Source organism: Flavobacterium sp. GW821-FHT11G01 (assembly GCF_058808175.1).
The window spans coordinates 586,994-600,568 of sequence record NZ_JBXARK010000001.1 but is presented as its reverse complement, the minus strand read 5'-3'; the positions used below and the strand labels follow the sequence as shown (position 1 = coordinate 600,568).

General features: G+C 35.2%; 6 protein-coding genes. All 6 read right to left on the bottom strand.

Going from position 1 to position 13,575, the window contains the following annotated elements:
* Nucleotides 1-7,289, bottom strand: a 7,289-nt coding sequence (locus tag AC1RRN_RS02620) for an Ig-like domain-containing protein (protein WP_492965801.1), incomplete at its 3' end; no start/stop codon positions are given.
* A gap of 1,231 nt (nucleotides 7,290-8,520) precedes the next feature.
* Nucleotides 8,521-8,994 (bottom strand): DUF6495 family protein, encoded by a 474-nt coding sequence (locus AC1RRN_RS02615; protein WP_492965800.1) that lies wholly within the window; start codon nucleotides 8,992-8,994, stop codon nucleotides 8,521-8,523.
* A 107-nt stretch (nucleotides 8,995-9,101) separates the two neighbouring features.
* Nucleotides 9,102-12,272, bottom strand: coding sequence for an outer membrane beta-barrel protein (locus tag AC1RRN_RS02610; protein ID WP_492965799.1), 3,171 nt, complete (start codon nucleotides 12,270-12,272; stop codon nucleotides 9,102-9,104).
* A gap of 100 nt (nucleotides 12,273-12,372) precedes the next feature.
* Nucleotides 12,373-12,813, bottom strand: a complete 441-nt coding sequence (rplI, locus tag AC1RRN_RS02605; protein WP_007810573.1) for a 50S ribosomal protein L9 — start codon at nucleotides 12,811-12,813, stop codon at nucleotides 12,373-12,375.
* A gap of 66 nt (nucleotides 12,814-12,879) precedes the next feature.
* A complete protein-coding gene (rpsR, locus tag AC1RRN_RS02600; RefSeq protein WP_002987043.1) occupies nucleotides 12,880-13,176 on the bottom strand; it encodes a 30S ribosomal protein S18 in 297 nt (98 codons plus the stop codon).
* A 5-nt stretch (nucleotides 13,177-13,181) separates the two neighbouring features.
* On the bottom strand, nucleotides 13,182-13,523 hold the full coding sequence (rpsF, locus tag AC1RRN_RS02595) for a 30S ribosomal protein S6 (RefSeq protein WP_007810575.1): 342 nt from the start codon (nucleotides 13,521-13,523) through the stop codon (nucleotides 13,182-13,184).
* Nucleotides 13,524-13,575 lie beyond the last annotated feature (52 nt).

Below are 13,575 nucleotides of genomic sequence, written 5' to 3'. Positions count from 1 at the left end.
TCATACCAAACAATATTTGTAGCTGGGCTAACGTCTATAGTGGCAAAAGTCGGTGCATTTACCAAACAGAATTCCTGAGCTGTATCTGTAATCACTGGTGTTCCAGGATCAGTTACGCTTATGGCAATGGCTAATCTAACATTACTCTCACAAGTAGTTGTCGGATCTTTGATTGCAGCATAATAAGTACCCGTTGTAAGCGCAGTTGTGGATGGAATCAAGTTTCCTCCTGTCAACGCATCATACCAAACTATATTCGCAGCAACGGCTGGACTTACGTCTATAGTGGCAAAAGTTGGTGCATTTACCAAACAGAATTCCTGGGCTGTATCTGTAATCACTGGTGTTCCAGGATCAGTTACACTAATGGCAATAGCTAATCTAACATTACTCTCGCAAGTAGTTGTCGGATCTTTGATTGCTGCATAATAAGTACCAGTGGTAAGAGCTGTTGTAGATGGAATCAAGTTTCCTCCTGTCATCGCATCATACCAAACGATATTGGCAGCAACGGCTGGACTTACGTCAATAGTGGCAAAAGTTGGCGCGTTAATCAAACAGAATTCCTGAGTTGTATCTGTAATCACTGGTGTTCCAGGATCAGTTACGCTTATGGCAATAGCTAATCTAACATTACTCTCACAAGTAGTTGTCGGATCTTTGATTGCAGCATAATAAGTACCTGTAGTAAGCGCTGTTGTGGATGGAATCAAGTTTCCACCAGTTAAGGCATCATACCAAACAATATTTGTAGCTGGGCTAACATCTATAGTGGCAAAAGTCGGTGCATTTACCAAACAGAATTCCTGCGCTGTATCTGTAATTACTGGTGTTCCAGGATCAGTCACACTGATAGTGATAGCTAATCTAACATTACTCTCACAAGTAGTTGTCGGATCTTTGATTGCAGCATAATAAGTACCAGTGGTAAGAGCTGTTGTAGATGGAATCAAGTTTCCTCCTGTCAAGGCATCATACCAAACAATATTCGCAGCAACAGCTGGACTAACGTCGATAGTGGCAAAAGTCGGTGCATTTACCAAACAGAATTCCTGAGTTGTATCTGTAATCACTGGTGTTCCAGGATCGGTTACACTGATAGTGATAGCTAATCTTACTGCGCTTTCACAATTGGTAACTGGATCTTTTATCGCAGCATAATAAGTACCTGTTGTAAGTGCTGTTGTGGATGGAATCAAGTTTCCTCCTGTCAACGCATCATACCAAACTATATTCACAGCAACGGCTGGACTTACGTCAATAGTTGCGAAAGTCGGAGCGTTAATCAAACAGAATTCCTGAGCAGTATCTGTAATTACTGGTGTTCCAGGATCGGTTATAATTACAGTAGCCGTTTGAAGTGTACCTGCAATATTTTCACAAGTTGTATCGCTTGATACTCCCACATAATATGAAATAGGACTCATAGCAAGTGTAATTCCAGTTGCTGTTAAAACACCTGAAGAACTAATCGCATAAGTTACTCCACCAATAGTTGATCCATTTGCAATAGGTTGTGTTTTATTGCTATCTAAGTACCAATAAAATATTGGATTTGTTAATAAACTTGCTGTTGGTGTTAATGTTACAGGCAAATCATGACAAATTGATACATCAGAAACTGAAAGATCATTTTGATCTGAAGGTCTTAATATTGTGAACGTAATTTGTTTTCTATCTGCTTCTGCAGTTTCACAATAATTATCTCCACTAACGCCTACAAAATAAGTATATGTTCCCGGGATCAAACCATTCACAATTAATTGATTGGTTGTTTCACCAGCAATTAATTGACTTGTTGTTCCATTAAAACTATACCAGTGATAAACCGGATTCGTTATAACGGGAGTTCCTGTTAAAACAGTTGCTAAAGTAACAGTTCCTGTTGGAGCACAAATTGTAGTTGCTGTACCTCCATTTAGAGTAATATTACCCAAAGCATTAACTGGGCTTGTCGCTCTTACTTCAATAGTTACTTCTCCTCTGGCAAAAGTTTCACAACCATAACGAACTGGCTGTACGTAGTACTTATAGATTCCTGCCGCTAATGTACTTGGAACTGTATAAGTAGCACCATTTGCTACAACTGAGCCTCCGGTTGGTGAATCATACCAGGTATATGTAGAACAGGCATCTGCCGGAATCTGAAGCGTGACAGGTGTTCCCGGACAAACTGTTACTTTATTATTAATATCACTGCCTATGATTTTAGTATTACCTACACGTTCAACAGTATGAACTCTAAGGAATTCTAAAACTCCGGCAACCCCTCCAAAACGAATTCTAACACGATCGTAAGGATCTGGTTGAGAAGATACAAGTACCATAGACATTGTATTTCCAGGTAGTAATCTTATGCTTAAAAATGTACTTGTATTTTGAATAGGAGCACCAACTGCAACATTACCTAAATAACGTTGAATAGTAAATCCTGTCAATAAATTTACATCTAATAAAACACCTGGTTTTGAAACCACTATTCTTAATGTATCACTTGCAATAGCTGGTGTTTTAAACGCAACTGTCAAATCGGCTGCTGCCAAAGCTCCAACTCCGCTATACATTGTTGCAAAAGTTGTAATATCATTATCAGCGACATTCCAGGCATTACTAACACCTACTGTGGCTGTTAATGCTCCTATCGGAAGGCCTAAATCTGTTGCACCATAATAAACATCCTGAATGTCTCCAGGTGTACAAGTAACTGTTGGTACTGATTTATTATAATAAGCATCAAATACTTTTGTACTTTGGGCGACACTTAAAAGGGAAGCTGACTGAATTCTTACTCCATTATAATCTTTTGGTCCCGTACCATCAGCCGGAACAAAAGTATACTCGAAACTATTATCGCCAGATAGTAAATTCAATAATGACCCCGAAACAGATTGTAAGGGTCCAATATCAACACCATTCATAGTTCCAACTACAGATAAGTTTTGTCCTACTGCAACTGCGCTATATTCAGATCCTAATTTAATAGTTACCGGAGTTCCTTTTACAATATTTGCTGGCCATGTCAAAGTTTGCCATGTAGTACCAACTCCTAGAAGCCCTAACCCTGTTACAATTGTTGAATAAGTTTGAGGATTTCCGTCAACAGCATTTGCTCCATTAATTACTCCTCCTGTTAGAATTGAACCCTGAGTTTGGGTATTAGCATAAACTCTTTCTGTTAATGATTGGCAGGTACTAGGATTTATAACATTTATAGAAACAGTTCCTGTTCTTGAACAATTCGCATTAGAAGCAACTACTGTATACGTGTAAATTCCGGGAGTATTTAAAACACCTGTTGTAAACGGTGGCCCTGTTAATGCATTTCCTTGTGGATCAAACCATGCCAATGTCCCATCTGATGTTGCATTTAATGCTACTGTAGACCCAACATTTACTGATATTGAAGGTGTTACAACCAAACTTGGCAACGGGTTAATAGTAACCGTTACTGGTAGTATAGCTGATGAACATGTTACTCCGTTACCCTGAGCCTGAATTGAATAAATACCACTTGTATTTATATTTGCTGCAGCATTTGCAGGTAAAATATTATTTGATGGATCGTAAAAAGTATATGTTGTGTTTCCTGTTGTATCAAAACCTGTAATTGCATTTGCTAAATTTACAGTTCCACAACCTACCAAAGGTGTAGCAATTACTACTAATGGTGTAACTGTTGGAAAATTAACCGTTACTTGTTTTAGAGTATTGATATCATTTTCGCAAGTAGCAGCATTAGTCACAGAAACATAATAATTATAAGGCGCTCCTGAAGCGATAAGACCACTTATAGTTAATGCTCCTGTTGTAGCATCTTTAGAGAATGTTACTCCCGGCTGTGCTACAACTGTAGATCCTGTAATAATTTCCTGTGTTTTATTTTGATTCGTGTAATATTTGAATTGTGCTCCCACTAAAGGTGAAGTTGGAGATAATACAATTCCTCCAGCACAAGAAGCTTCTTGCGGACTTGTTATTGTTACATCCGCAGCAGTTGCAAATGGAGCTACAGTAACCGTTACAGGCTGGCGAACACTATTGATACAAGTACCTCCACGTGTTGCTTCTAAATAATAAGTTGTAGTAGCTGTTAAATTTGGAGTAGTATAAGATGCTGTAGGCGAAAGTTGAATTCCTGCACTCGCAGCATCATACCAGCTAAATGTTTCCCCTGCCACAGTTGAACTTGCTGCTAAAGTAGCCGTTTGTCCATTACAAATTGGCGTTGTAGCACCTGTAACAGTAGCATTTTTAAATCTGTATGAAGCTCCGTAAATATCTAAACTTGTTGCTACAGTAGCTACACCACCTAATCTAACTTCAACGGCAGTAAAAGGTCCTGCTGCTACGAAGCTAGCTTTTAAACGTGTAGAAGATAATAATTGAATATCAATTAATGCTCCAATATTAGTCTGATCAGCATTTGGTGTTATTCCATTATAACTTCTTAAGCTAATGTAAGAAAGAGCTGTTACATTTATAATTCCAGCAGGAATTCCTAATTCAACATCTATAATGTCGCCGGCTTGTCCAGAAGTAGAAAATGTAAGCGTTTGTTGTATATAATCATTTACTAAACCAGCAATAACTGAAAGATTTGCCGCTGTTGCCGAATTAGCATCGATAGAATTTCCTTCATTAGCTGAAGTACATAATAAACATCCAGTCAGTCCTCCTTTTGTAGTTGTCTGAGCATTTACCTGTAAACAAGTACTTATAGTATTACTTATTATTACATTAATCGGTGTTCTTGCACTACTAATACAACCTGAAGTAATATTTCTGGCAGTAACATAATACGTTTGGTTTGCTGTTAAAACCGGCGTTGTATATGTAGCTGTAGCTGTTCCGGATGCTAACACTGTTCCTCCAGTTGGTACACTATACCAATCAAATGTAACATTAGAGTCAGGGCTTGATACTTGCAAAGCTGCAGTTTGTCCTGATTGAATAATTACATTCGACGAAGCTGCAATTGGTGCTGCAGGTAGCGGATTAACTGTTACGGTAACAGGAGTTCGAGTCGCACTTGAGCAACTTCCAATCCCTGCTTCAACATAATACGTTGTGTTGACAGTTAAATTTGGTGTTGCAAAAGAATTTCCTGTAAATAATAAATTTCCGGCTGAAGCTGCATCATACCAAGTATATACAGTACCAGCAGCGGGTGTATCTATATTTAATGTAGTTGTCTGACCACTACAAATTGTTGTACCTCCTGCAGCAATAACCGGAGCTATCGGATTATCAATTGAAATTAATACCGGAAAACGCTCGCTATTAACACAACCATTTCTTGCTATCTCTATATAATAAGTAGTTGATGTCGTTAAAACTGGTGTTGTATAAGAAGCAGTACTAGCAAGCGATATACCTCCAGTTGCGACATTATACCAATTAATAGTTTCACCAACTGCAGTATTTGCGACTAAAGTAGTAGTTTGTCCACTGCAAATAGTTGTATTTCCTGTTACCGTAGGTGCTTTATATCTGTAAGTTGCCTGATAAATATCTACACTGGTTAAAAGAGTTGCTAAACCACCTAATCGAATCTCAACCCGATCAAAATTAGCTCCTGCAACCACACTAGCTCTAAAGCGATTACCAGATAATAATTGTAAAGTTATTAGCGGATTACTAACTGCTATTCTATCATTATTATAAGTTGCTCCATTATAGGTTGCTAAAGTAACGGCTCCTAATAATTGAAGATCTGTAATTCCGCCTGGTAATTCTAATTCTACATCAACAATATCTCCTGCTTTACCAGGATTATTAAATTGTAAGGTTTGTTGAATCCATCCGTTTATTAAACCAACCGGAACTGTTAATCTTGCTGCTGTCGCAGGATTTCCGTCAACAGAATTATTTGGATTTGTGCTACTACATAGCAAACACAAACCGTTTTGAAGTGTTTGTTGACTACCCGCTTCCAGACAACCTCCTAATGCCGATGGTATAACTGTAACTGTTACAGGAACTCTTGTTGCACTTACACAGTTTCCTGCTGCACTTTGAGCTTCAACATAAAAAGTTTTTGTAGCCGTTAAAATCGGTGTTGTATAAGTTGTTGTATTTATAGCAAGAGCTGTTCCGCCCGATGCGACATCATACCAATTTAACGTAACGCCTGCCTGAGAAGTTTCTGCATTTAATGTTGCATTTTGCCCTGATTGAATCGTAACACTTTGTGTCAGAACCGTTGGAGCTGTCGGAACAGCATTCGAAATTACATCTACCTGAGTTCTTGCAGGACTTAAACAGCTTCCTATTACTGCCTCAACATAAAAACTTGTAGTACCTAAAGGAACAGTTGGAGAATAAGTATCACCAGATGCCAATACTGGTCCTCCTGTTGACCCACTATACCAATTATAAGTAGTTCCCGGTATTGGATTGATTACTGACAATGTGGTTTGCTGAGTTGAACCACTGGAACAAATTGCTGTTCCAGATGTACTAATCGCTGGTGCGACAGGATTTGATACATTAATAACAACTGGTACACGCTCATTTCCTTCACAACCCGCTGCTCTCGTAACACCTATATAATAAGTTGTATTTGCAGTTAAAACCGGAGTTGTATACGAATTTGTAGTAGCTAAAGCTGTAGTTGAAGTGGGTGAACTATACCAAGCCACAGTAGTTCCGGCTGCCGGAGTTGCAGTTAATGTAGTTGCATTTCCTGAACAAATTGTTTGATTTAAACCTCCGGTTACTGTAGGAGCAGCAAATTCTAAACGAACATCATAAATTCTTAAATCAGTCAGCACACTTACAAGTCCGCCTAACTGTATTTGAACCTGGTTCGTATCACCTGTTAGAGTATATCTTAATACTCCAATTGTATTTCCTGGTAATAATGCCAGATTAAGCAAAGGATTATTTATCGCTACTGCTGATCCGGAATTCGTACCATTAAGTTTAGGCTGAATTGTACCTGAAGATAATAAGGATAGATTAAGTAAACCAGCACCACTACCTACATACAAAACAATTTGATCGCCTGCCTTTGCCGTTTGGTTAAGAACCAACGTTTCCTGAGCAGAACATAATACGCCGACGACTGTACTCAGCGTTGCAAATGTCGTTAAGCCTGCATCATTATCGTAGGCTGCTGTGGGATTATTTACACTTGTACCAATGCAGATACCAGAAACACTGTTCGTATTTGATATTGGTCTACAAAAGGTTTGTGCAAAATTTTTATTGCACAAAAGCAATAAAAACACCAAACTCAATAATCTCTTTTTTAAAATGAGATCATAAAAAGTAAATTTTTTTTTCATAATTTGGAAGATTAGAAAATGGACAATAAAATACCTGTTGCGATAAGCACGTGTGCTTAGGCAATTTTAAAAAACGTTAATAATCAGCTACTTAAAATGAAATTTAAAATACTAGTCGACTGTTATTTTAAACTACATTTCATTAAAAAAATATTGCGTATACAGAAGTACACAAAGACCATCTCTTATTCCTATGGAATAAAAAATGCCTCAAAACTTTTGTGGAATACTGATACAGATCAGCGTTCCAAATAAATAGAATGATTTGCTAGAAGGTTTAGCTTTCGGAAAGAAAATTTATGTCTAAAGTAGAATTTGGGAATTCTATTAAATAAAGAGTATGCTTCAATTTCAATAAAATGTTGATTAGACAATTTATTTTTATTTAGAAAATTTATGCCTTTCTAAATCTGAAACACTATTTAATGAGAAAGTATTTATCACAAAAAAATACGACAATACTTTTTAAGAACAAAGCCACCAACTGGGGTTTGTAAATAAAAAGCTGACGTAATATTGGCTTTTTTGAAAAATGTGTATAATTAAATTAAAATTTGCTTTTTGTATAACCTTAATTTTATCCACAAGAATAAAAAATAAAGCTAAAATAATTTGAAGACCTAATGTAAACTTAATGAGGAGAGTAAATGTCAATTCCATAAGCAAATTAATTAAGTTATTTTAAAAGAAATTTTAAACTATAGTGCAATAAAAATTTTACTAAATTTTCTTCTTTAAGAAAGAACAAATTGGATCTAATAAAATGTGTTTTTTTCAAAACATTTTGTTTAACCTTTCTTTTATTAAAATTAGTTAAAATGAAAATATAAAACAAGAATAAAATTCTTATTTATTTCATTTTAAAAAAAGACAAAATGTTAATAAAATGCTAATTGCATCAGAAAAATCAATGCCTTAGAGTAAAAAACAAGTGTTATAATAATCACAAAAAAAATTAATTTATTTTGAGTAAATTCTAAAAAAGAAGGTTTAAACCTACAAAAACAACTAGGCAATCGATTAAAAAAGGCTTAAACAAACCTTTTTAATGATATAAACTAATGAATATGAGATAATAAGGCGATTTATTTCGTTATTCAAAAAAAATGCGTAGAAATACCTGGTAAAAAAAATATAAAAGTTTAAACAAAAGTTAAAAAATAAAAAAAAGGCGAACAATTTAACATTTATTGTTCGCCTTTATCGAAGTCTATTTATTTCTTAATTTATTTTATGATTCCAAAATAGTATTAATTTGTTTGAATAATTGTCCATCACTTAAAAAAGCACCCTGTTGAATCAATTCAAAAATAGAAGCATTTCTATCCTCTGTAAACACTTTTTTACCAACTTTCATTTCAATCGTTTCTGTAAACATATTATCACTTAACCATTGCAAACCTTCTTTCGTTAGAAAATCAGTTTCAGGAACCAATGATTTTAAAACTATTGATTGTACATATGTCTCAAAACACTGAAATAAGAAAATATGATTTTTAGAAAAATGCTCTAAAAATTCGGCTCTTGACAAAACACCTTCCCAAATCAAATCCGAAAAAACATCCAATTCCTGTTCAGCTACTTCTGGTTTATTTATTTTTAAAGAATCCCACTCCGCTTTATCAATAGCCTGTGTCGCTAAAAAGCTGGCAAATTCTGCATGCAATTCATCAAATTGCTCTTTTGTAAGTCTTGCGTATTTCATTTATTTTTCTTTGTTTAAACATCTTAAAAAGAGCTCAAATGTTTTTCATTTTTACATAAAAAAGCCCTCGCAAATGCGAGGGCAAATTTACAACTTTTTTTACTTTCCTAAAAAATGTATCTGATACCAAATTGCATTTGCCATCTTGACGTTAAACTGGCGTCATAACTAAACGTTTTAGTTGGGGTATTATTAAAAGTATAGGTTGGGGTATTCCCTGCAACAGTTACTCCAATTGGCTGGACACTGGTTGGAACCTGAACAACTCCCCAATCTGAATTTATCAAATTTCCAAAATTCAAAATATCGATACTAAATTGAATTGTATTCTTTTTTTCAGAAGCAGATGAAACTCTAAAATTATAATCCTGCAACAGTTTTAAATCACATCTTCCTCTCCATGGAGATATTGCGCCATAACGTTCCGCATATTGCCCTCTTCTGTCTTTCATATATTTATCCTGAGCTATAAATTTATCGAATGCCTCGGCCTGACCAGCTCCACTAAAAGTCATCTGACCAATTTCTGCAGTGGTAGGTATATATATTAAATCATTTACAGAGGAACCGTCTCCATTAATATCTCCTCCATACGTATAATTAAAACGTCCTCCCTGAGCATATTCCAGAAATGTCGAAACCGTTGTTGCCCATTTGTCATTTCCATATTTCCATTTTTTAGAAGCAACTCCAATAAAACGATGATTATCTCCGTATTTAGAATTTGATAATACATCATTATTTACATTTCCAAGTGCTGGATTAAAAGCAAAGGCATCTCCTGTAATTTCAGCTTCAATTGAGTTTACATCTTTTGATTTCAAATAATTGTAAGCAACACTTGCATACAAACCATTTTCAAAAGTTTTTTGCAATTTAACAGTTGCATTAAAAGCACTTCCTTTATCTGAATTAGTCATTACATAAGCATTATTAGCTCCGTGATCTGCCGCAACATAAATTGCTCTGTTATCTACACCTTCCAAAGTTCCTGTAGGATCCTTTAATCCCCAGTTCTGAACATGTACGGCATTGATATCTTTATTATAAGACAAATCTAATGTTACAATATAATTACTTTCAAATCGATGATCAAACCCTAAACTTGTTCTCCAAACCTGAGGCCATTTATAATCCGGATCCATGATTTGCAAGAAACTGTCATCAGCTCCACTTACCTGATTTCCTAACCATACAAAAGGAATTCTTCCTGTAAAAATTCCAGAACCTCCTCGAAGCTGAGAAGTTGCATCGCCTTTAACATCCCAGTTAAAACCAATTCTTGGCGACCATAAAATTCGATCACTTGGTAAATCTGTTGATATTAATTTAACTGCCTGACCCGTTTGAGGATCATAATAATCTATGCTGTTATCTCTTCCTGCACCTCCATTATCTGTGTCTATATATTTCTGAATCAAATCAGCCGTATTAAAATACAATGGTTTATCGATTCGTAAACCCAGAGCCAATTTAAAATCATCATTTAGACTTATATCATCTTGTGCATAAAATGCTAATTGACCTACGTTTAGCTCGGCGAGTTTCCAACCACCATCAGATCCAACTTCAAATTGACTTTTTGTATTAAATGTATCTTGTGCATATTGAAGATTTTGAGCAATAATACTTGTAGCATAGGGCTGCGCAGCATCGTTTAAGAAATCCTGAGTGGTAAAATAAGGAGTAAAGAAAGTTCCGGCATAACCATTAGGGTTACCAAAATTATCATAACCGGCTAAATTGAAAGAATTTTTAAACCCAAATTTTTCGAAAGAAGTTCCAAAAGTGAACACATGTTTTCCAACGGTATAAGTCAAATTATCCGTAATCTGAATCACTTTCTGGTCTAAAGTATTGTTGATTGAAAAAGGTTCATGACCTGCAATAATATAATTAGAACCTGCTCCATCCTGAATATTAATTACAGGAGCTGGGACTGAAAATGGAACACGATAATCATTAAAATGAGAATATCCAGCTTGCAGTTTGTTCGAAACTTTTTCACTGAATTTAGAATTCAACTCCGCTAAAAAAGAGCTTAAATTGTTATTGATTTGATATCCTGAATTTCTAAACTGTAATATTGAAGCATTTGGACCTCTAAAACCAAGAGCTGTTGGATGCGCCGGTTTATCTTTTGAAGCATCCAGAAAATTATAAATAACTGCTAATTTATGATTATCATTGATATTCCAGTCTACCTTTATAATTCCTTTATTAGAGTTAGATTCATGTATAAATCCCTGATAAGCACCAGTATCATATCCCAAGGCTGCTAATGCATTTGATACAGCAATTAAATCAGATTCCATAACTCTTGATTCATTAATTCCGGTTACGCCATCGTTATTATTAGCAACAAAATTTGATCCTAAATCACTTCGTTTGTCAATTTCAAAGTTTCCAAAAATGAATAATTTGTCTTTAACAATTGGTGCACCTAAACTAAATCCAGCCTGAGTTTGTTCCAGAGTTGGTACAAATATTTTTTCACCTTTAATTTTACTTCCAGTCAAATCCTGATTTCTATAAAATGCATAAGCTGTACCATGAAATTCATTCGTTCCAGATTTTGTAACGGCATTTACAGAAGCTCCCGTAAAACCTGATAATGTTACATCATAAGGTGCGGTCGCAACCTGAATTTGCTCAATTGCATCCAATGAAATTGGCTGAGCACCAGTTTGACCACCCGGAGTTGCAGCATCTAAACCAAATGGATTATTAAACACAGCACCATTTAAAGAGTAATTATTGTACTGATCATTTCTTCCTCCAAAAGAACCACCACTTGCTGTTGGTTCTAAACGGGTAAAATCTTCAGCTGATCTTGAAATTGTAGGCAAAGCCGTTAATTCCCTTCTACCGATGGTAGTTTCAGCGCCGGTTTTTCCGCTTTTAAAAACTTTATCTTTAGAAACAATTTTAACTTCTTCCAATGCCTGACTAGCATCTGCTAAGATTACATCAATATTAAAAGGTTTACCTAAATCAAGATAAATATCATCATATTCCTGATTTTGAAAACCTACAAAACTGACAACAATTTTGTACGGACCTCCAATTCTCATATTTAAAATACTAAACCTACCATCTTCATTGGAAACAGCTGAATATTTACCTCCTGTTGGAGTATGAACTGCTAAGATACTTGCGCCTGGCAATAGCTCATTAGTTGAACTTTTCACAATACCCTTAATACTCGAAGTCGTCGTTTGCCCTGTGGCCACGGTTAAGGCCAGCAAACCTAACAATAATGCAAAGATTTTTTTCATTTTCCTGATTTTGAGTGAGTTATTACTTTCAAAATTAGGCAAAAAAAAACCACTCCTAAGAGTGGTTTTCATATTTTATTAACAAGAAGTTAACAAAATGTTATTTTTCAGCGATAATCTCGTATGGTAAATCAACGATAACATCTCTGTGTAAACGGATGCTAGCAGAATATTTTCCAGTACGTTTTACGATACCACTAGTAATGAATTTTCTATCAATAGCGTTACCTGATTTCTCTAAAGCTTCAGCAATGTCGATGTTTGTGATAGAACCAAAAAGTTTCTCTCCACCAGCTTTTGCAGTAAGTTTAATTTCAAGAGCTTTTAAAGTTTCAGCTAATGCTTTAGCATCAGCAACAACTTTAGCTTCTTTATGTGCTCTTTGTTTTAGGTTTTCAGCTAAAACTTTTTTAGCAGAAGGAGTTGCCAATGCAGCAAAACCTTGAGGAATTAAAAAGTTACGACCGTAACCAGGTTTTACAGATACTACATCATCTTTAAATCCTAGGTTTTGTACGTCTTGTTTTAAAATAAGTTCCATGTTGTTGTCCTTATATTTTAGAAGTTAGGTTCTGCTTTAACAGAAACCAGCGACTAGAGTTTTTAATTATTTTAATAAATCGGCCACGTATGGCATTAAAGCTAAGTGACGAGCTCTTTTTACAGCTACAGAAACTTTTCTTTGGTATTTTAATGAAGTTCCAGTTAAACGACGAGGAAGAATTTTTCCTTGCTCATTAACGAATTTCAATAAGAAATCAGCATCTTTATAATCGATATATTTGATTCCTGATTTTTTGAAACGACAGTACTTTTTAGTTTTGTTAGTTTCAATGTTTAAAGGCGTTAAATATCTGATATCTCCGTCTTTTTTTCCTTTTGCAGATTGCTCTATTGTAGACATAATAATTAAGCTTTAGTAGATTTTAATTTGGCTCTTCTTCTTTCAGCCCATGAAATAGCATGTTTGTCTAAACTTACAGTTAAGAAACGCATAACTCTTTCGTCACGTCTAAATTCAGTTTCAAAAGCAATTAGAACTTCTCCAGCTACTTTGAATTCGAATAAATGGTAAAAACCACTTTTTTTGTTTTGGATTTCGTAAGCCATTTTTTTCAGACCCCAATCCTCTTTCGATACCATTTCAGCTCCTCTACTAGTAAGAAATTCTTCAAATTTCGTTACTGTTTCCTTCACCTGAACCTCAGATAAAACGGGATTTAAAATGAAAACAGTTTCATAATGATTCATAAATACAATATTTATTTGTTAAAATTGGGTGCAAAAGTAACCATTATTTTTA